Source organism: Runella zeae DSM 19591, assembly GCF_000423565.1.
Classification (GTDB): domain Bacteria; phylum Bacteroidota; class Bacteroidia; order Cytophagales; family Spirosomataceae; genus Runella; species Runella zeae.
The window spans coordinates 23773-44076 of record NZ_AUIF01000060.1 but is presented as its reverse complement, the minus strand read 5'-3'; the positions used below and the strand labels follow the sequence as shown (position 1 = coordinate 44076).

General features: G+C 39.3%; 18 protein-coding genes. 3 read left to right on the top strand and 15 right to left on the bottom strand.

The annotated features are described in order from the left end of the window. The 15 genes from G563_RS38675 to G563_RS0116220 all read right to left on the bottom strand — a co-directional run. A partial coding sequence (locus G563_RS38675) for a hypothetical protein (protein ID WP_211235281.1) occupies positions 1–244 on the bottom strand: 244 nt, incomplete at its 3' end. 35 nt (positions 245–279) lie between these two features. Then, positions 280–501, bottom strand: coding sequence for an NAD(P)-binding domain-containing protein (locus G563_RS34980; RefSeq protein WP_037327165.1), 222 nt, complete (start codon positions 499–501; stop codon positions 280–282). Between the two features lie 102 nt (positions 502–603). Then, positions 604–1212, bottom strand: coding sequence for a Crp/Fnr family transcriptional regulator (locus tag G563_RS0116285; protein WP_037327183.1), 609 nt, complete (start codon positions 1210–1212; stop codon positions 604–606). Positions 1213–1699: 487 nt separating this feature from the next. Then, positions 1700–2227 carry a hypothetical protein gene (locus G563_RS0116280; RefSeq protein WP_028666251.1) on the bottom strand — a complete coding sequence of 176 codons (528 nt, stop codon included), beginning with the start codon at positions 2225–2227 and terminating at the stop codon, positions 1700–1702. 239 nt (positions 2228–2466) lie between these two features. Next, positions 2467–2955: an SMI1/KNR4 family protein gene (locus G563_RS0116275; protein WP_028666250.1), complete on the bottom strand. Its 489-nt coding sequence runs from the start codon at positions 2953–2955 to the stop codon at positions 2467–2469. A gap of 787 nt (positions 2956–3742) precedes the next feature. Continuing rightward, on the bottom strand, positions 3743–4354 hold the full coding sequence (locus G563_RS0116270) for a FeoB-associated Cys-rich membrane protein (protein WP_028666249.1): 612 nt from the start codon (positions 4352–4354) through the stop codon (positions 3743–3745). A gap of 489 nt (positions 4355–4843) precedes the next feature. Continuing rightward, positions 4844–5278, bottom strand: a complete 435-nt coding sequence (locus G563_RS0116265; protein ID WP_028666248.1) for a hypothetical protein — start codon at positions 5276–5278, stop codon at positions 4844–4846. A gap of 121 nt (positions 5279–5399) precedes the next feature. Continuing rightward, positions 5400–7172 (bottom strand): hypothetical protein, encoded by a 1773-nt coding sequence (locus G563_RS34975; protein WP_051211022.1) that lies wholly within the window; start codon positions 7170–7172, stop codon positions 5400–5402. Next, complete coding sequence (locus tag G563_RS0116255; RefSeq protein ID WP_028666247.1) at positions 7169–7852, bottom strand: type II restriction-modification system restriction endonuclease; 684 nt, start codon at positions 7850–7852, stop codon at positions 7169–7171. The genes G563_RS34975 and G563_RS0116255 overlap by 4 nt, the downstream gene beginning before the upstream one ends. A 27-nt stretch (positions 7853–7879) precedes the next feature. Further along, positions 7880–8068 (bottom strand): hypothetical protein, encoded by a 189-nt coding sequence (locus G563_RS0116250; protein WP_028666246.1) that lies wholly within the window; start codon positions 8066–8068, stop codon positions 7880–7882. A gap of 676 nt (positions 8069–8744) precedes the next feature. Next, entirely contained in the window at positions 8745–10727 is a 1983-nt protein-coding gene (locus G563_RS0116245; RefSeq protein ID WP_051211023.1) for a glycoside hydrolase family 3 protein, read from the bottom strand. Between the two features lie 234 nt (positions 10728–10961). Then, positions 10962–11732, bottom strand: a complete 771-nt coding sequence (locus G563_RS0116240) for a LytR/AlgR family response regulator transcription factor (protein ID WP_028666244.1) — start codon at positions 11730–11732, stop codon at positions 10962–10964. After that, complete coding sequence (locus G563_RS0116235; protein WP_229598517.1) at positions 11729–12787, bottom strand: sensor histidine kinase; 1059 nt, start codon at positions 12785–12787, stop codon at positions 11729–11731. Before G563_RS0116235 ends, G563_RS0116240 begins: the two co-directional genes overlap by 4 nt. 233 nt (positions 12788–13020) lie before the next feature. Then, positions 13021–13635, bottom strand: coding sequence for a hypothetical protein (locus G563_RS0116230; RefSeq protein WP_028666242.1), 615 nt, complete (start codon positions 13633–13635; stop codon positions 13021–13023). A gap of 438 nt (positions 13636–14073) precedes the next feature. Further along, positions 14074–14880, bottom strand: a complete 807-nt coding sequence (locus G563_RS0116220; RefSeq protein WP_028666240.1) for a hypothetical protein — start codon at positions 14878–14880, stop codon at positions 14074–14076. Positions 14881–15263: 383 nt separating this feature from the next. Here G563_RS0116220 and G563_RS0116215 point away from each other — a divergent pair, with 383 nt between their 5' ends. From G563_RS0116215 to G563_RS0116205, 3 genes are all read left to right on the top strand, one after another. Next, positions 15264–17546, top strand: a complete 2283-nt coding sequence (locus G563_RS0116215) for a glycosyl hydrolase family 95 catalytic domain-containing protein (protein WP_028666239.1) — start codon at positions 15264–15266, stop codon at positions 17544–17546. 183 nt (positions 17547–17729) lie between these two features. Further along, positions 17730–18527 (top strand): 5'/3'-nucleotidase SurE, encoded by a 798-nt coding sequence (gene surE, locus G563_RS0116210; RefSeq protein ID WP_028666238.1) that lies wholly within the window; start codon positions 17730–17732, stop codon positions 18525–18527. Positions 18528–18609: 82 nt separating this feature from the next. Then, positions 18610–20172: a GH3 family acyl-acid amido synthetase gene (locus G563_RS0116205; RefSeq protein WP_028666237.1), complete on the top strand. Its 1563-nt coding sequence runs from the start codon at positions 18610–18612 to the stop codon at positions 20170–20172. The last annotated feature ends 132 nt before the right edge of the window (positions 20173–20304 follow it).

The window sequence follows — 20304 nt, the reverse complement described above, 5'->3', positions numbered from 1 at the left end:
CAAGAACATCATAAGTAGTCGCTACTTTATAATGATATAATAAAAAAAACAAAGCTTCTTTTGAGTTTTGAAATATACTATTGTTACCAAACCCATTAGGAAATCCTGATAGAACTGTTGGAGTATAATAACAAGAAAACTTTTCAGATAACCTATTAAACTCCTCTTTACTAAGGCCTGTTGTAGCTCGAAAATCTCTATCAGATTTTATATTACTAAATATACTAATTCTTTGTGATTTCATAATAACTTATTAAAATGTTAATTACCGCAAATATATCATAAAATATTGATTATCAGCAAAAGAACAAGTCTATTCTTAATAGCTTCCCGTATTTCGGTTGCTGTCGCGAGTGTTCCTAATTCTTTTGCCAATGCTTTTGCATCTTCCAACTTTCGGCTTGCAATAATGATAGGACGATTCCCTTTTACAAAGTTTTGGGCTAAAGTTTTTCCGATATTTCCTAAGCCAATAATGGCTACTTTTGATGTTGTTGACATACTATCTCTCTTTAAATTTTAATGAAAATTTGACAGCACAAAGTTGGGTTGTAAATAGCTCCAACTCCAATGAACTAGGTCAAGAAATAGTATTGATATAGTTTAAGATTTTTTGGTTTGCTTGTTCCTTAAACGGCTTAAAAATTCGGGTGTAATGCCTAAGAATGAAGCGATTTGCGTTTGTGGAATGCGGTTTGTGAGGTGCGAATAACTTTCTATAAATGATAAATATCGTTCTTCAGCAGAAGAACTAATGTTTTGCAATAATCGCTTTTGAAGCGATATGAAGCTATTTTCAATGAGTACTCTAAAAATGCGGTCAAACTTGGGTGCTTGGATATATAGAGTCAATAAATTATCATGGCTTATTTGTAATACCATTGTATCTTCCAAAGCATCAATATTGAGTTCAGAGGGTTTGCGTTCGTGAAAACTACCAATATTGCTCAACCACCAATTTTCGGAAGCAAACTGTACAATGTGTGTATTTCCTTTATCATCTACCTTGTACATACGCAGGCAACCTCGAACTATAAAATTGAACTGATTGCATACATCACCTTCTTGCAATACATACTGTCGTTTGCGATACAGTCTGGGTTTGAACAAGTCGCATACCAATTGTTTTTCTTCCTTATTTAGAGGAATCAAATTTTGGAAGTAAGCTAACAAAGGTTCAATTTGTTTATGTATTATTTTGTCTTCTTTCATTTTTTGGAAGTCCGTTGAAGCATGGTCGTTCACTGCATTGCCTACAATAAGATATAGGCGAAAGAATTCGCCTACACCCCAAATGTATCCACTTTCAATAAAATGTACCCAATGATGTTATGCAAATTTTTCCCAAAGTGGGTAACAGCTAAACACATATAGCGCTTTTAGCGTACAATCACCCCCATTTTGTTATCATTTTGAAACGGTCTTTTTGCGACTCCTGTTGTGATGTATTCAGGGCCCCTAGCAAAATCGTTGCTCAGGAATGCAAGTTTTGCAAATCAAGTTTGGAATTTGCTATCAAAATAGCTATAGATATGATTACTGCTAACGTTTAGTGTTTATATTGTGCCCGATTAAGAGTACCTTCGTGTAGAGCCAGCACTAATGTAATTAAAAAGCAGAAACCTTCGAGAACCACGTCACCGGGCATAATTTAAACATGGTGTTATGGGCTTTAGTTATTTAAGCTCTATATGAGAACTTAGTTTAATTCTCTGGTAACTTCTACTGGATAGTATTTTGCAATTATTTCTGCAGTTGAGAATAGTTCTTTTATTTTAGGAATAAGTGCTTTTGTATGCTCTTCTATGTCTGTCAATGTCATAGAGTTTAATTTGCCTTGATAACGCCTTGAGGAAACAATTTTTAGAGTTTCGCCTTCGAGAAAGGGGTTGTGGGCAATAAAGTCTCTAACGTTTCTAATTGATTTGTTATAATATTTAGAGAACCCCTTTAACGACTCTACTGCATCTTCTAGTTCAGCATTCGCTTGATTATTCATAGTTATCATAGTTATAAGTAGGATGATTTGATTTATTCGTATACGCAAGCTTTGTTCTTGAATGAAATCAATCGTATCGTTCAACAAATCTTTATTTGTAGAGTTTTCAGAATAAGTACCAACAATTTGTTCCAGCATCACGTTAACAATAAACTCGAACGTATTGACCTTTGAGACAAATTCTCCGATAATTGTATAGTATTTAATTTGTTGATTTTCAGTAGTCATTTGAAATATATTGGATTTTTACTATTACCCATAACGTAAAAGCATTGGCGATGTGGCCGGATTCATGGCTTCGTCCGCCTGGCTACCAATGCCCGATAAAGGTAGAGTGTTTAAGTTAAATTCTGCTGCCCAATAGCGCAACTTCTGCCGGAACTGAAGCCTAATAGCATTCCGTCCGCCCAATGGCTGAACGTCCAGCCGGCCATATAGCCAATGCGATGTTGTGTGCTGTATATTCTTCACACGTTAATCTTTCCGTCTAACCACCATTCTATGAATTTGGCCAAGTTGGGTGCTACCCAATTTCTACTATCGTCTTCGTGATTCCAACTAAAAATGTCATGATGGTCAAACTTTCCGTTCAGTGTTACGATACCGAATAAGTCCCCGTTCCCAGCGTCCGAAAAGAACAGTAACTGTTCAAAGGACATATACAAATCTTTAAATTCTTTATAATTTCTGTACTCCTTATTTGTTTCAATAGTTCTCTCCACTGTCCAAATTAATTCACCAATTGTCAGTTCACCAATATTGTCCACAGTCATTTTATGTTCAATTCCGTTAGTCTGCCTATATAATTCTTCAAGTTCACTCGGTAATTCGTCAAGGTTAAATTCCAATTTCAAATCTTCTAACAATAAGTCTGTTGTCGGTGAATTAAAGCCAAAACTTATTGTCTTGTCCGCTGAATTTGAGTTTATTTTAGTAATATGATCTTTCCAATTCATAGTATATATGTCGCTTCATTATATAGCACACAACGGGTAGGGAATAGCCGAAGTTCCCTGAAATAAAGACCGATTAGGTCGAAATGTAAGGGAATTTTGGCTATTCCCTGTTGGACGAAGTTGAGGTGTAGGAAAAGTGGCCTTAAGCTCTCTAAAGCCGGAATGAGAAAAATATTTTGCAAATCTTAGATTTGAGAAGTCTTTTTCTCATGGTTTTTGTCTAACTTCGCCGCGCTTGAAAGCTCTGCTTCCCTCACCGCGAAGTTAGACAAAAACCGGCTACTTGCTCTCCAAACGGCCTACTGCTGGCCCCACCTCAATTTTGTTCAACAAGATATAGCCGCAACCCTTTCGCCTATACCCCAAATATACCCACTTTCAATAAAATGTACCTAATGATTTTACAGGATGTTATGCGAATTTTTCCCCAAAATGCGTCCCAGCTAAACAGACATAGCGTTTTGGGTGCAAAATCACCCATTTTGCTATCATTTTAAAGTGGTGCTTTTGCGGATCCTGTGATGATCAGTGCAATGGCCACTTTCATTTGATAGCAAAATCGTTGCTCAGAAATGCAAGCTTTGCAAATCGAGCTTGGAATTTGCTATCAAATAGTTCCGTTGTAGATTAGAGTGGGGTATTTTTTTATAGAAAGTAACGAATTACGGCTTGGCGATGTGGCGGATTTTAGCATCCCGAAGGCTTTCGGGATTTCATAGAAGCATCGCGCCGCCGACCCGGTTCAGCCGCCATATTGCCAAACCGATGTTGGTGGCTGGGCTTCCTTTCAACGTCTCATTGATATGTTTTCGTGAACCCATTTTGCTTCTTCGTCTGGCGTTACTTTGTCTATCGTACTACTTATTCTGCTAAAAGTTGCTTGTGGAAAGTCGTAAGGTTTGCTGTCGTCAAAATATGGTCCAACTACACCTAAAAACCATCCGTCTTTTGCAGCCCAATGTGGTTCGTTCACTCTACATTTAAAAACTTCATAGTGAACAAAGTTGTTTTGTCCGTCAAAGTCAAAGGTTACACGTTTGATATGTTCGATTTCGTCAGGGCAAGCACCAAGTTCAGTCGGAAATTCTAACCAATTTGCAAGGTTGCTTTCTGCACCTGAAATTAAATTATTGAATTCCTTCGGGAAAAGATTTGTCTTGTCCTGGTCTGCTAAAAGTTGAAATGCGGTCTGTCTGGTTGATACGTTTTTCGCAAAAGGCAAAACGTCATTTTCTGTAACTTCTTGTCCACTTTCAAGTTTGTCATAGAGCTTTTTAACTCTATCAAAGCGTTCTGCATTTAGTTTGTTGTTCTGTCGTTTTACAGTTACAAGTCTGTAAATAGCAAAAATTGCTATTGCTAAAACTATCAGCCCGATTATTATAAAAGCTATTTTCATTCTTCCTTTATTTTGATTTTGTCTGTGTAGTGTCTGTTAGCCTTGCCACCAACACAATATGGACGCAATCATTGCGCCTATACCCCAAATGTACCTAATGATTTCATAGAATGTTATGCAAATTTTTCCCCACAATGCGTCCCAGCTAAACAGACATAGCGTTTTGGGCGCAAAATCACCCATTTTGCTATCAAAAACCCAAAGGCTGCACTCAGTGAAATCGGGCAGCCTTTGGGGGAGGGGGAGAAGGGGTGTTACTTCTTTTTATAAATACGATTGTATGAATCTACGGAGTTGTTCGGGATTTGATAAAGCACTCGACTATCAAACAGACAGAAGAAAGTTGCACAATCAACGATAACTCCATAACAAAAGAAAAGGGTTTGTGAGCACCACTCACCGCTAGGCTAGCCGCCCGCCCGAGTTTCGTTCAATCCCGAAGGCTTTCGGGACTTTATGGCTTGGCTTTCAGCCACTACGAAACCTTAGTTATTGTAGCCAGTTTTCTTCACACTTTTCAATTTCTTTCTTGAATTCTTCAACTAGCTCATAGAAATAACTTATTGATTTCAAATGTTGCTCCTTTGTCACAGTGGTTGCAAAAACGACTTCCCAACTAATATCTTTTGATTCAAATCCCATGCAATAAGCTAGTATCATATTAGCCCAACCCGCAGTCGATTCATAATATCCAAGTTTTTTCGCTACCCAGTCGAAAAAAGGTTCATTTGAATGTGAAACTATCCCATTGTCTACAAGCGCATGGTGGTAACCGTTGCAATAATTATTAATGCTTTTTAAAGTAGCTTCTCCAGTCCACATTGCTGGGCGTTGCTCTATTTGCTTCAATATTTTATAACATTCTAGTATCATATAATTGCACCTAACGGTTTTCGGCTTGGCGATGTGGCGGATTTTTAGCATTCTGAACGTTTTCGGGGTTCAATTTAAGAACGAATATTGAAATTTTTACAAATGATCAATCCAAATTATTCAACCCCACTTTTAATCATACATTGTTATTATGTACAGTTGCTCGCTCGGTCTAGGCAAATAATTGAGTTTGTCTATTTTCTATTGGAGACATTTTATTTATGAATTCGCACCAATAGACCAAAGTTAGGTTGAAATTGTATGTTTCGTTTATATAATTTAATTCTTTCTGTAATTCTGACTTGTCAATGATTTGAGCCAATTTCAAAAGGTCAATACGCATTAAAACGTCTTTAGTAAAAGTTCTCTTAGCATCTGAAAAAGTTATGGATTGCAGAAACCTCACCGTCGTCTGAGAGTTTAAAAGTATTAAAGAATAAACAGCAAATTCCAGATTGTCAAAACCTAACATATAACAAGTGTCGTCAAGCATTACAGGCTTTTCATCCTGTGGTAAAACAAGCGTAAAATGAAATGTTTTGTAAAGACCCGAAATAGCAACTTTGTATGGCTTAAACGAATAATCTCCTATACCAAAAATAGAAAATGGAGGTTTGTTATTATAAATGCTCGACTTTCTTGAATTAAAAACATTTTCATGTTTACTCAAATATTTGTAGGTCTTGGGAAAGTCGTATTTGATGTAATTAGTTTCTTGCCCAACTTTTTTTTGCGTTACAATCGTATATTTTCTCGTTTCTTTAATGACTGTATTTTTTAAGTCAGAACTTTTTAGCATTCCATAAACCAAGTCATTTTCCAATTTGATTTCTTCTTTCAGTCCATTTACAAAATGCTCGTTCACTTTGTCTAATTCCATAATGGAAGAACAATCGTGTTTTATACCTTGTCGCCACTCAAAGGGGCATTGCCCGTCAATTCGCTCCACGTTTGAATAAGTATCAAGATTGGAAACAAATTTGTTAGCTAACCAACCGAAATTTACTTTTGCAGTTGAGTTATTGTAGAAATCAAATTCTGTACAATTGAATGATGGATTTGAGTTTAGCTTGCAACAAAACAAAGCTGCTTCAACAGAAACATTAAATTCCTTTTTGCTATCAATACAATGTTTTTCTATATCAGAAACTGCATATTTTTTTACCAGCTGGTCAAAAACGATGTTTTTTATCACCGTGTTTTTGACCAATAAAGCAATATTACCTTTTTGATGCTGAAAGGTTTCAATCATCATTAGGGTAATGTATTCGGCAATATCAAAATTGCCTTTTCCTGTCATTGCATCTAATCCGCTATGGTTTTTAAAGTTTGTTTTTTTAGGAAGATTTGATGAATTTAAACTTCCTAATTTTGAGTTCGTTACCCATGGTGGATTGCCGATGATTAAAATCTCTTTTGTGCTATCTTCTTTTAAAATACTTTTGAAATTAAAGTCAAAAACGCTACTGTGAATGATTGAAATTTCGGGTTTGTTTTTAGTTGGATTACTCAAATAAAAATTTATAATATTGAATTTGCTTTCCCAAACGTAGGATTTGTAAATTTCAATACCGAAAACTTTTTTTATGCCCGTAAATTGCTCCAAACAAGCAATAATAAAGTTGCCTTTTCCGCAAGTTGGCTCAATCACTATTTCTGGTGAAATATTTTTTGTGGTCAGATTAAAAGCAATTTTTTTTGCTAAAACTGTATTGGTTTGAAAGTCGCCATATTCAGCTCTGTCGGGTTCTGAAACAATATTTTGAGAACTTAAGATAGTTTCTTTGAGTATTTGTAAATCTTCCACATTATCAAAAAAATGTATGAAGCCGAACGCTTCATGCATTTTTTGATTAGCCTTTTCAATAGATACAATATTCTTCAGAATATCGTTTAAATAATCCGAAACTTGATGAGTAATATTTACTTCAAATACTTTAATCATTGTGGTCGGTTATAGCTTACAATTTTTTCAATTCCTGGAATGTCATTTGCTAAGGCAACAATACGCTGATATTGTAGCCTCCATTGTAAAGCATTGGAAATGGTCAGATAACCTTGCTCTGGTGGTGTTTGTATGATTTGTTCCGCTATTTGGTTAAGAGTTATTTCATCTGCTGGAATATTTTTATCTTGTAGATACGCAACAATATCTGCTTCGTTAGCACCGTCTTTTACCATTTCTCGTAAGCGAAATGAAGTTGTATAGTCGGCAGTCCTTTCTTTATGAACAAAAGAACAGCTCACAAAATTTAGTGTTGCAGTTTTAGTATTTGGGTCGTCTGCTTTGTCATAAACAAATACAAGAAGATTATAGCCAAGTCCAAATATTTTTTGCTTGGCATCTTTGAAAGGGCAAGATGATTGCGGTTGCTTAATAGAAGTTACTTTTATGTCAGTATGAATGTTGTCAGAAGGCAAATCAATTCCTTTAGCTGAAGAACCTACTGTTACTTCATATCTTTCGTTTAGGTATTTTTGAAACTTCTGTTCAATCAATGTTCCTACGGCCTTTCCGTCAGTAACACCATAAAGTTCTTTGTGTTGAAATTTGGACTGTTCAACGCAAAATTTTTTAGCTTCTTCTATCAGTTTTTTTATTGTAAGTTCCTTTTTTTGTTCCATTCGGTAAATTTATAATTTTTACTGGCGTTAGATTTGGCCTGTTATTCCTTCCACTAAACTCTGATAGATAACTCTTTCTATTATGTCAGTTTCAGATGAATAGCGTATTTTAAATACTGGCTTTGGAATGTCAAAATGAATTGCCTTTCCAGCTTTATACTCCTGATTTTTATTGTTATACTTTTCTAATTTCTCTGAAACAAATTTAGCATCCAAAATATCTTCATATTTTAGAGGGCCTTGAAACCAATCGTCTTTTATGTCAAGTTTTACTCTTTTGATAACCTTATCAATATCTAAACTGAGTTATTTGTTAGTAATTGTATTTGCCACTTGAGTTTAATGAATAAGATTAAAGTGTCTGCACGGGTGTGTGTCGTTAGGGGGGCAGCTAACAACATACAAGATTTCACTATCCCCCAAATATACCCACTTTCATCAAAATATGTCTAATGATTTTATATGGTGGTGTGTAAGCTTCTATTAAAGTAATTGATAGTCAAATAGATATGGTTTTAAGGTTGTATTTATAGCGTAAAATCGCCCATTTTGCTATCATTTTGTGTTTGCAAAAATGTAGCTTCAGCTGGCATCCGTGCGGGAAAATAGACTCAAATTACTTACTATTATCGCCTTAGTCTATGATTTTCTGCGGATGTTATTGAGAAATTGGAACCAGTGGGTTGCGCTTTTTCTTAGATATTGGTGCCATAGAACAGGAAATCGGTACCGAAACGCTTCGATACCGATTTACAGATTAAGAATAGCCATCTCACACGCCCTTTATACTACTGCTTGCGCATACCAATATTGGGGATAAATTATGTTTGTTTGATTTCGAATTTGAGAGTTTAATGGCAAGTAAATAGCAGTCCGTTAATATGGCTTAGTATCAATGATAACTTAAGCCATCTCCAAATTTGAACAATGAATAACCCTTGGGTTCTAGCATACCGGGTACATCTGATTTGTTTTGTTCTACCGCCTGTTGAGAAGCGGGAATTGTAAATGGCAATTTACCTGTTGGGTTAAACTTCCCACTTATGATGTCCAAAAGGGCGTCGGTAGTGGTGCCAAAGGTCGCTATGATTGTTTTGGCGGCCTCACTGTTAAGTTCATCTAGCACCCATGGACTTGAAAAATTGATAGCCAATACCGTAGGTTTGCTTTTGAGGGTTTCGTTTACGCGGCTTATATCAATTTTGTTTTTTGATAAACCTAATTCAATGGGCTTATCGGCTGAGGCAAACAAACCTCCAGCACTTGGAACAAGCCACAATACCACCACATCTGCTTCTTCTTTGGTCGTCACGAATTCCAAGGATGGGTGATGAGAGGTGGGTTTATAAACCGTAATTGGGTTGGCAACTCGACCATTGTCGTAATGGGTTTCAAAATAGACCTTTGTTTTGGGGGCTAATGGCAGAATTTTCGAATCATTTTTTAAAAGAACGATAGATTTACGCAACGCCAACTCGGCTTTTTCTTGAAAAGCGGTACTGCCCACCGTAGTTTGTGCTTTTTCAGGGTCAACGTAAGGATTTTCAAATAGACCCAATGCAAACTTCTCGGTCAATAAACGTGCGACAGATTCATTGATTCGAGTTTCGGAGACCAGTCCTTGCTTCACTACATCTTTCAAAATAGTAGGGTCTGCGGTGCCAGAAAATAAATCTACGCCTGCTTCCAAGGCCTTTTGGTAGCGTTGGGCTAAGGTGAGCTGTTCGACTCCCCAAGGCATCATTTCAATAGGGCCGGTGTCAGAATTGACGATACCTTTGAATCCCAATTTTTTTCGTAAGAGGTCTTGAATAATGGCTTTGTTATAAGAAAAACCCACTTCTTCAAATCCCTTCCCTTTAGGACTTGAATAATACGGCATGATAGCCGAGGTACCAGCTTCAATCGCCGCTTTAAAAGGCTTTAGGTGATATTCAAACATACCCCCTGGATAATGTGCATATTTTCCCCAATCAAAATGCGAATCCAAGCCTTTTTCTTGAGGCCCACCCCCCGGAAAATGCTTCGTTGTCATGGCTACCGAACTGGGGGATAGATGCGCTCCTTGAAATCCTTTTACAATCTCGCCTATCATGGCGGCGCTCCAATCGGCATCTTCTCCAAAAGTTCCTTCGATACGCTGCCAGCGGGGTTCGGTTGCCAAGTCGGCCATGTACATATACCCTTTGCGCAGCCCCACTGCCGTCCATTCTTGCCGCGCAATCTCGGCAAACTCTCTCGTAAGTTTTAGATCATGCATGGCCGCGAGTCCTAGCTCTCCGGGCCATTTTGAAAACGCCGTAGTTCCGACACTCAATCCAATGGCGGCATCAATCGTGATGTGATTTCGGGGGTTGGAGGCCACAATAGCCGGAATTCCCAAACGAGTGCTTTCGCACAAATCTTGCAAAAGATTGGCCCATTCGGCTATGGTTTTTGCGGGTGGATTGGCACGAAGTATAAAGTGTCGTAAGTGGAATTCTTTTACTCCTTTGGTGGTACCCGCAGCCGACATCATAGGCACCGTGAGGGGCTTCCGAGTAAACATATTATTGGGTTGTACCAAATCTTCTTCATTAAACCCACTGGTGATTTGCGTTCGCGGTCCTCCTTGCTGAAAGGCGTTGTCGCCCGCCATTCGGGTGGTACTAATAAGCATAAAGCCTACTTTTTCTTCTATCGTCATTTGAGAAATCAAATCCTGTACGCGTGCCTCTGGCGACAGACGCCAATCTTCGTAAGGATCGAGCTTTTCATTTTTATTGAGGTCCTTGAAAGTTAGCCCATCTTTGAGGATTATTTTTACGGAACGATAGCCTAAGGTAGGCTGCTGAGCCAAGAGGAAGCCTATTGAATAGGGGCCTATCATCCCCATGACTAAAGCTAGAATTTTTTTCAATTGAATCATCAGGTTAAAAGTGCAATGTCTAACAGAACCATACTATTTTGTCTTCTCTATTCGCCAAAACGGACGTTTTAGAGCAATGAATCCTTAATAATATTCTCTCTCTTTCAAGTAGAAAAATAAAAAAGACTCAATGACTAAATAGGGTGTCTGAAGCAACTTTTCTGATGCTCAAAAATAGGGGTCATGAACCAAACCCCGTCATTATTTGCCTAGCCACTCTTTAAAATTGGGTACTCGGTCGGCGCTTACGTATATTTCTTGTAGCAATGCAGGTTCTAATTCTAGTTTAAGTTTACCTCCAAAAAAAGAATGGGCCGTTTGGATAGCCGATAAGGACACCAACAATGAGCGATTGACCCTGAAAAACAAATAAGGGTCGAGGATTTGTACTAGCCGATCAAGGCTATAGTCGATGGGCCACCGCTGTCCTTGGTTAGTAATCAATAGCGTAACCCGATCTTCATAGAGAAAATAGGCAATATCTCTGACGTTGATACTGCGGTATTTTGAACCTAAAGACACCATAAAACGGTCTTTGTAGGCACTATATAGAGGTGTTTTGGTCGGATGCGTGGGGGCAGGTGCCATCAATGCCGATTGAGAAGATGCCCCCCAATGCCTTTTAAATTTGTCTAAAGCCTCGCCAAGCTCAGTGGCATCAATTGGTTTTAGCAGATAATCAACACTATAGTGTTTAAAAGCCTCTAAGGTGTATTGGGGATATGCCGTCGTAAAAATGATAGGAATGGAGAGTTTTAATTCCTTCACAATTCGAAATCCTAAATCATCTTCTAAATGAAGATCAAGAAAAATAAGGTCTGGCTTTGAGAAAGAAGGCTCTCCGAACCATTGGATACTCGCATTGACTGAGCGCAAGTGGGCCAAAACTTCAATTTCTGGGTCATAATTATGGAGCAATGTCTGTAGCCGCTGGGCGGTCAAAGTTTCATCTTCTATAATCAATACTTTCATGATAAAATAGGTATTTTAACAACAAAGACATCTTCTGTTTCTTCTATCAAGACGGGGCTGTTGGTCAACAATCGGTAGCGTTCGATGATATTCTGCAATCCTAACCGCGTGGAGGGCTCAGGGACTTGGCGCCGCCGAATGGAGTTGTGAATCATGAGATAGTTTTCGAGCATATCAATCATCACAATCAAAGGCTCTTGCAAAGACATCTGGTTGTGTTTTACCGCATTTTCTACCAACAATTGTAGTGTCAATGGGGCAATGAAATAATTGTTGGCCTCTTTTTCGGATATATGGATGTTTACTTGAAACCTTTCTTCAAAACGCATTTTGAGCAAAAAAGTATAAGTATTCAGGAAATCTAACTCTTCGTGCAAACTAATACGCTCATGCATACTCTGCTCCAAAATATAGCGGTATGCTTTAGAGAGATGATGAATAAATTGAACGGATAATTGAGGCTGTGTTTCGACCAATGATGCCAGAATACTGAAATTATTGAACAGAAAATGAGGGCTTACCTGATTTCTGAGGGCAATATTTTGCATTTTAAGGTGTAATTTCTCCATTTGTTCCGCCTTAAACTCCGCATCTTTTAGCCTTAGATAGGCCCTTCGATAAGACGCAAGGTAAAAAGCCGATAGTAGCGCCATAATAGTTAAAGCATTGAGGGCATTTTTTAGGGGAAGTTGGCGAAAGTTTCGATAACTCACATTGCCTTTTGTTTGTCTCTGCACTATTCCAAATTGGGTTTCGAGTGCCGTTTCAGTCTTAGTCCACAAGAAGCGAAAACCTATATTGAAAATAAGAGACATGACACACGCAATGATAAAGGTCGCTACTTGAATCGGAATTTTAAACTCCATTAGAAAGGCCGTGCCAAACCAATCAAACAATTGATTTTGGAGCCATTCGATAAAAAAAATCCAGATGAAAAAAAACAAGGCAATAACAATAAACTCCATAGTCCACAGTGGTACACGCTCCCATGATAGCTGCTGACGAATATCGGGGATGAGTGCGTACATCCGTAAGGGCATATAAAGCACTGACATGCTTAGGGCTAGTCGCCCTATTTGTCGAAAAGTTAGATGGTAGGAAGTAGGACTATTCATGGTGCCTAAAAATAACATTTGCTAACGTACCTTGCACCATCAAATGTACCAGTGAGCTTGTCTATTTACAAGTATTGTAGGTGTATGTTTTGCTGGTGAATCGCACTGCACCTTGGTTTCAGGGCTGTGGAGATATAGACTACGGATTTGGAAGGGAATAACGCGCAAGACTATTATGCTTTTGGGTAAATTTCAATTCGATAATTTTTCATTTCAAGACTGCCCTCTTCCCAGTAAAACCCAACTCTATTCTCCATAAGTTTTATCTGAGTCAATTTTAAAATATCCCAAGGAGTAAATATTTCATCAGGTTTATCTAAGAAATAGGCGACTTCACAAGGCCAATCCTCATCTTCTATGTCTTCTTTTTTTAAGGCATTTAACCAAACCATTTCTTCTTCAATAGGTTCGCCATACTCAATAGTTTCCCTAATATCATTCTCAGTGTTTAGTTTAAACCGTTTAGTAAAGTTATTGGTAACTACAGAGTACCCTACATAGCCATCGTCGGTATCAATGATTCCTATGATGCATTCAGGATTACCAAAATAATCAAATAGCTCTTTTTCTAATGGGGATATCCCCTCTTGAAAAAACAATGAAGATAAGACATCGTTAAAAATAAGTATTCCTGTCTCGTATCTATCAATAGTCGTATTATGAATATTTCTATCGTAAGTATGCGATGCCTCAATATTGCTATTACTAGCTAGAAAAGTGGCAATTTCATCAAGATTGTAATCTTTTGTTTTTGTTGGTATTGCAATACCATATACATTCCAGCCCATTTGAAGATTTTTTAAGTTAAGTTAAGTGATAGGTTGGATACTTCCGTTTGCTAAGAAAGAAGGCTTTCTTTAATAAAGAACTACAAGTTAAGTCAACTACCCAAAAAATTTTCAAGAAGAGTCTTTTGTGTCCCTTCACCCCTGATTTTACCTTGTTTTTTACATCATCCTATTTTCTACACCATGTTCTGTGTCCCACACACCTATTGGCAGTAGCTGATTTTAAAACCGAAAAAGTCCAAATTCGTCTCTTTCACTTTGATAAAGTTTTGCTGATGAATCATACTGCACCGTGGTTTCAGGGCTGTGGAGACACGGATTGAGGCTGTCATATCATTTCATAAAAATGCCTTAGACGCTAATCTAAGGCATTTTTATGAAATGTCGAACGGAGCCTCTCAAATTGTAGCCTGTTGAGGTTACAACATGTCATTCTGGCTATTTACAACTATTATAAGTATAAGTTTTGCTATAAGTGGCAATGCCTGAGCCATCCAAAAAACGAGTGAGAGATTGCTCCGTAAGCGGGAAATCCTGCTCGTTGTAAGTATAAGTATAGGTTGTTTCTCGGGTAGCTTTGCCCGCCACGTATTCTACGCGCTTGGTGTAGTTGCCGCCCGCACCGGCCACAAAAAGCGGTACTTTGATATAATCGCCATAGTAAGTCAAGATACTAAAAGGCCATCCCTCAAAACCATCTTGTACGGTTTTTTTGTTATCGAAATCGCTCAACACATTGCGATACACTTCCTGATTAGTGGCAGTATTGGTAGTGATGGTTTCGATGATATTGCCTTGGGCGTCGCGCTTGATGGTAGTTTGCAGCCCTTTCGTATCCGTTATTTTAGAGATACGTTTATTGGCGTCGGTTTCAAAAGTAAGGGTATAATTAATATAAGCTGGCTCTACGGTTTTGTCCACCACAAGACTTCTCAGCGCTCCGTCCGAAGTATAGGTCAAGGTTTCTTCGACGGCTCCATCTATGATTTTTACAAGTCGGTTGTTGGCATACGTATATTGGGCATTGCTCGCAAATTGCAGCTGTCCACTTGTGTTGTCTTTGAGCGAGACACGCAGCCCTTCTATCAGTCCGGCATTGTTGTAAGTGTATTCTAATTTATAGGCATCATTTACACCCGTTTCGCTGCTTATGGGGCAAAAGTAGGTAGGTACAGGCGCGGGTTCTTCTTTGGGATTGCACGAAAAAACCAAGACAATAAAGAGTAGTAATGCTATTTTGTACATTAGGCGAAATGGTAAGTTGGTAATTTCAAGAACGAAGAAATCTCATTTTTCTTTTGCCCTAAGCTATGAATAAATCATTAGGAATGCGCTCAAGAGAAAAGGAATTTTAGTTATGTTAAAACTTTATCAACATTCACTTTTCTTAAGAATATGTTTAATATTTCTAAAAATATTAAAAAAGAGAAAGGGTATAGAAGTCGTGTCGTTAGTCACCGTTTTGGGGTATTAATTTTTTGATTATAAGTGTTTTAGGCGTATTTTGGGTAGAGAAGCCATAGCTTTTTTTGAATATCTATTATGAGCTTGCGGCTTGCAAATGATTTTATGAAATAAAGGAGAAAATGCCCTAAAAAGCCTTACTTATTATAAACAATTTTATAAAAATGACCAACCGTTTCGTTTATTTATTGTTAAGCATATTTTTAGTGACACAAGCCTCTGGTCAAGTCGCTGCCAAACACGATTTGGTGTTTGATAAACTTCCTACGCGTTGGGATGAAGCCCTTCCGCTAGGAAATGCTTTTATGGGAGAGCTGATTTGGCAAAAAGGCGACAAGCTCCGTTTTTCGCTCGACCACGCCGAACTTTGGGATTTGCGTCCGATGGTAGGAATGCGCAAGCCGGAGTTTACTTACAAGTGGGTACAGTCCCAAATCAAAAAGAACAATTATGCGCTGGTACAGCAGTATGGGGATATTCCTTACGAACGCGAGCCTGCACCGAGTAAGATTCCGGGGGCTGCCCTCGAAATCGACTCCAAAGAGTGGGGTGAGGTGAAAAGTGCGCGTGTCAATATCGAAAAAGCAACGGCAGAAGTCAAATGGGCCAATGGCGCACAGCTCAATTCTTTTGTACACGCTAGTCAGCTTTTGGGGTATTTTCGTTTGAAAGGCGTTAAGGTGTTCAATATCAGTCTTATCGCTCCCAAATACGAAGGCGAAGTGGACAAGACCGCTGGCGGCTCAGTAGCAGGTGATGATTTGGCAAGGTTGGGCTATAAACAAGGAAAAGTAGTAGAAGGGGCCAATTCTTATACCTACCGTCAAGCAGGCTGGGGGGGATTTGAGTATGAAGTAAGTGTACGTTGGAAAAAAACAGCAACCGACACTTGGGAGGGCTCCTGGAGTATCTCGGCTCACTATCCCAATCTCCCTAAAACCGAAGCTAGCCAACAAACTACCGCTGCCTTGTCGTTTGACAAAGCGCTGGTGTCGCATCAAGCTTGGTGGAAAAACTTTTGGGCCAAATCTAGCATTAAGATTCCGGACGAAATCTTAGAAAAACAATATTATTTGGAGCAGTACAAATTTGGAAGTACGGCTCGTAAAGGTGCACCGCCGATTTCGTTGCAAGCGGTATGGACTGCCGACAATGGACGCTTGCCGCCTTGGAAGGGAGATTTTCACCACGACCTCAACACGCAATTGAGCTATTGGCCGAGCTATGCCGCCAATCACCTCGACGAAGCGATTGGGTATATTGAGCATTTAGAGCAAAACCGCGAAGCCTATCGAGATTATACCAAATGGTTTTATGAAACCGAAGGAATCAATGTGCCAGGCGTAACCACCCTCACAGGCGTAGCTATGGGAGGCTGGATTCAGTACTCATTTTCGCCCACGGTATCGTCGTGGTTGGCGCATCATTATTATCTTCAGTGGCGATATAGCATGGATCGCGAGTTTTTAGAGAAAAAAGCCTATCCTTGGTTTAAAGATGTAGCTACATTTTTGGCGGCCAATACCTTTATGAATCTGAAAGGCAAACGCCAACTACCCATTAGCTCAAGTCCCGAAATCAATGACAACCGAGTGACGGCTTGGTTTCATGAAAATACAAATTACGACTTGTCGTTGATGCGTTTTACATTTGAAAAAGCCGCTGAGCTAGCGCAAGAGTTGAATCTATCTCAAGAAGCTGCCTATTGGCGCAGATTTTTGAGCGAATTTGACGGCTATGCCCTTTCTGACAACAACGAACTCAAATTTGCGCCTTCTTTGCCTTACAATCAGTCACATCGGCACTTTTCGCACTTGATGGCGATTCATCCTCTAGGAGAAATCCGCTGGGAAAATGGCGAAAAAGACCAAACAATTATCAAAAACACTATCAATTTGCTCGAAAAAATAGGCCCTGATTGGTGGTGTGGCTACTCGTATTCTTGGATGGGAAATCTCAAAGCACGTGCCAAAGACGGTGAAGGTGCTGCTAAGTATTTACGTACCTTTTCGACGGCTTTTTGTTTGCCTAATTCCTTCCATGTCAACGGCGACCAAACCAAGTCGGGCTTGTCCAAATTTACCTATCGGCCTTTTACGTTGGAAGGAAACTTCGCGTTTGCGGCGGGGGTGCAAGAGATGCTTTTGCAAAGCTATGCTGGATTTATCGAAATTTTCCCGGCTATTCCTTTTTCTTGGCAAGGAGCTTCTTTTACGGATTTGCGTACAGAAGGAGCGTTTTTGGTAAGTGCCGTTCGGGTGGCTGGTCAAGTAGATGCCGTGACTATCAAATCCGAAAAAGGTGGCAAAACCCGCCTTAAATTGCCCTTTAAAACCTATTTGATTAAATCGCAAAAAGGAGCTACTGTCAAGAAAACAGAAGAGGGATTTGTGGAATTGACCTTAGAGAAAAACGGATTTGTGATACTCAAAAATGGCTACGAATAATCTTAAAATATATACCAAATATCTTAGGAAAGATACCGTTTTGGCAGAATAAAGATGAGATTTACGCCTTATAGCAGGGCGTAAAAGGCTGTTTTTCTGGACATAGTGAATGTATCAAAATCATAGATAAAAAATTGATGATTTGTCATTAACTTTGCCCACTTAAAAAAGAACAGCCACTCAATGACGTATTCTAAAAAACCACTTATACTGGTAAGCAACGACGACGGTATTACTGCGTTAGGAATCAGGACTTTAGTAGAGATAATGCAGCCTCTCGGAGAGGTAGTAGTAGTAGCTCCTGACAGCCCTCAGTCGGGTATGGGTCATGCTATTACGATAGGAGAACCTTTGAGGCTTCGGGCTACCGACATATTTGAGGATATAAAAGCCTATGAATGTAGCGGCACACCCGCCGACTGCGTGAAGCTAGGTAAGCATTATGTCTTAAAAGACCGCAAACCCGATTTGGTAGTGAGCGGAGTCAATCATGGCTCTAATAGTTCGATTAGTGTATTATACTCGGGTACTATGTCGGCGGCGATTGAGGCAGCGATTGAAGGCATCCCGGCGATTGGATTTTCGTTGTGCGACTTTGCCCCTAATGCTGATTTTTCACATACCAAACCTTTTATTTTAGAAATTGCAAAAAAGGTGCTTCAAAATGGCTTGCCCAAAGGAGTGGCCTTAAATGTCAATTTTCCCAAAAAATCGGCAGAACCTATCAAAGGAATTCGGATTTGCCACCAAACCGATGGTAAATGGCAAGAAGAGTTTGAAAAACGCAAAGATCCCCACGGGCGTAGCTATTTCTGGATGGCGGGCAACTTTGTTAATTTTGATGAAAACAAAGAAGATTCTGACGAATGGGCTTTGGCCCACAATTATGCCTCTGTGGTACCATGTCAGTATGATTTGACTGCCTATGAAACGGTCAAACTCATGAAAACGTGGCAATTGGAAGAAGCAGTAAAACAATGATTTGGTGTCTTTCACAGAAGCTTTGTATCTGACTATCCTAACTCGATGAAAATTCAACAATCACCCAAAAACCCCGATTAGCATGGCACTTCTTGGAAACTTGTTAAAAGGAGGCATTACGCTTACAACGCGTATTCAGAGCAAAAAGGTGAATTTTGCGAAAGTACAGCGCAAAACCCTCAGTAAATTATTAGCAAAAGCTCGTTATACCCAATTTGGAGAGCAATATAATTTTGAAGATATTCTCAATTCTGCCGTTTTTGATGAAGGCAATGCCTTCTATGAAAAGTATAAGCAATATGTGCCCGTTCATAATTATGAGAAAATCTATCGCGAATGGTGGCATAAGGCTCGTGCTGGTGAAAAAAATGTAACTTGGCCGGGAAAAGTTAAATACTTTGCGCTGAGTTCGGGGACTTCGGAGGCGGCCTCTAAGTATATTCCGGTCACCAAAGCAATGACCAAATCCTTTCGTAATACAAGTATTCGGCAGATTTTGTCGTTGGGTCGCTATGAGGATTTGCCAAGCGATTTGTACGAAAAAAACTTCTTGATGATTGGCGGCAGCATCGACCTGACTGCTATCGACGAAGGCCGTTTTGAAGGCGATGTAAGTGGTATCAATGCCAAAAATATTCCCTTTTGGTTTGAGCCTTACTATAAGCCGGGCCGTGAAATAGCCCGCGAACGTGATTGGTCACGTAAGCTCGAAAAAATCGTCGAAGAAGCTCCTAACTGGGATATTGGTTTTATGGCGGGTGTACCCGCTTGGCTCCAAATCATCATGGAAAAAATCATCGAACGTTATCAGCTTGACAATATCCATGATATTTGGCCCAACCTGACAGTATTTGGTCACGGTGGGGTGTCGTTTGAACCTTATCGTGCAGGCTTTGAAAAGCTTCTTGCACATCCTCTGATTTACATTGATACTTATTTGGCTTCGGAAGGATTTATCGCTTTCCAAAATCGTCCCAATGCCGACGGAATGAAGCTCGTGCTCGACAATGGTATTTTCTATGAATTTATTCCCTTCAATAGCCAAAATTTCAACGAAGATGGGGAGATGGTAGAAAACCCCCAAACGCTCATGATTGATGAAGTGGAGGAAGGGGTAGAGTACGCTTTGCTAATTTCGACTTGTTCGGGGGCGTGGCGTTATTTGATTGGTGATACTATCCGATTTGTGAATAAAAAATACGGTGAAATCGTCGTAACAGGCCGTACCAAGCACTACTTGAGCCTGTGTGGCGAACACCTCACGGTCGAAAATATGAACAAGGCCATTGAGCTTACTGCCGAAGAACTTGGGATTACGGTCAAGGAGTTTACGGTAGCGGGTGTTCGTTTGGATTCACTTTTTGCGCATCATTGGTATATTGGTACCAACGATCAGGTGGATGCGCAATTGGTAAAAGAAAAAATCGACCATCACCTCAAAGTCCTAAATGACGACTATGTAGTGGAGCGTCGTCATGCTCTCAAAGATGTGTTTGTGACGATATTACCGACCGATACTTTTTATGGTTGGATGGCCAAGAGAGGTAAGTTAGGCGGACAAAATAAATTTCCAAGGGTGTTGAAAAAGAACCTAATTGCTGATTGGCAAGAATATTTGGAAAATCAGCCGCTTGTGCAGAGTTGAAAAAAGAGTATTGTGTTTTTTTTGAGTGCTTCAATTAGTATAAAGTCGGAGACTTTATACCGTATCGTCCCGACATGATGTCGGGACGAGCGATGATAATACAACCCTTGTTAAGGGTTTCATACCTGATTT

Bases quoted from the DNA above. Each gene is read 5' to 3' on its own strand.
- G563_RS0116275 (WP_028666250.1), bottom strand. From the start codon at position 2,955: ATGAATTGGAAAGATCATATTACTAAAATAAACTCAAATTCAGCGGAC.
- G563_RS0116220 (WP_028666240.1), bottom strand. From the start codon at position 14,880: ATGTACAAAATAGCATTACTACTCTTTATTGTCTTGGTTTTTTCGTGC.
- G563_RS0116270 (WP_028666249.1), bottom strand. From the start codon at position 4,354: ATGAAAATAGCTTTTATAATAATCGGGCTGATAGTTTTAGCAATAGCA.
- G563_RS0116265 (WP_028666248.1), bottom strand. From the start codon at position 5,278: ATGCTAAAAATCCGCCACATCGCCAAGCCGAAAACCGTTAGGTGCAAT.
- G563_RS0116230 (WP_028666242.1), bottom strand. From the start codon at position 13,635: ATGGGCTGGAATGTATATGGTATTGCAATACCAACAAAAACAAAAGAT.
- G563_RS34975 (WP_051211022.1), bottom strand. From the start codon at position 7,172: ATGATTAAAGTATTTGAAGTAAATATTACTCATCAAGTTTCGGATTAT.
- surE (WP_028666238.1), top strand. From the start codon at position 17,730: ATGACGTATTCTAAAAAACCACTTATACTGGTAAGCAACGACGACGGT.
- G563_RS0116215 (WP_028666239.1), top strand. From the start codon at position 15,264: ATGACCAACCGTTTCGTTTATTTATTGTTAAGCATATTTTTAGTGACA.
- G563_RS0116255 (WP_028666247.1), bottom strand. From the start codon at position 7,852: ATGGAACAAAAAAAGGAACTTACAATAAAAAAACTGATAGAAGAAGCT.
- G563_RS0116235 (WP_229598517.1), bottom strand. From the start codon at position 12,787: ATGTCAGTGCTTTATATGCCCTTACGGATGTACGCACTCATCCCCGAT.
- G563_RS0116245 (WP_051211023.1), bottom strand. From the start codon at position 10,727: ATGGGGATGATAGGCCCCTATTCAATAGGCTTCCTCTTGGCTCAGCAG.
- G563_RS0116205 (WP_028666237.1), top strand. From the start codon at position 18,610: ATGGCACTTCTTGGAAACTTGTTAAAAGGAGGCATTACGCTTACAACG.
- G563_RS34980 (WP_037327165.1), bottom strand. From the start codon at position 501: ATGTCAACAACATCAAAAGTAGCCATTATTGGCTTAGGAAATATCGGA.
- G563_RS0116240 (WP_028666244.1), bottom strand. From the start codon at position 11,732: ATGAAAGTATTGATTATAGAAGATGAAACTTTGACCGCCCAGCGGCTA.
- G563_RS0116285 (WP_037327183.1), bottom strand. From the start codon at position 1,212: ATGAAAGAAGACAAAATAATACATAAACAAATTGAACCTTTGTTAGCT.
- G563_RS0116280 (WP_028666251.1), bottom strand. From the start codon at position 2,227: ATGACTACTGAAAATCAACAAATTAAATACTATACAATTATCGGAGAA.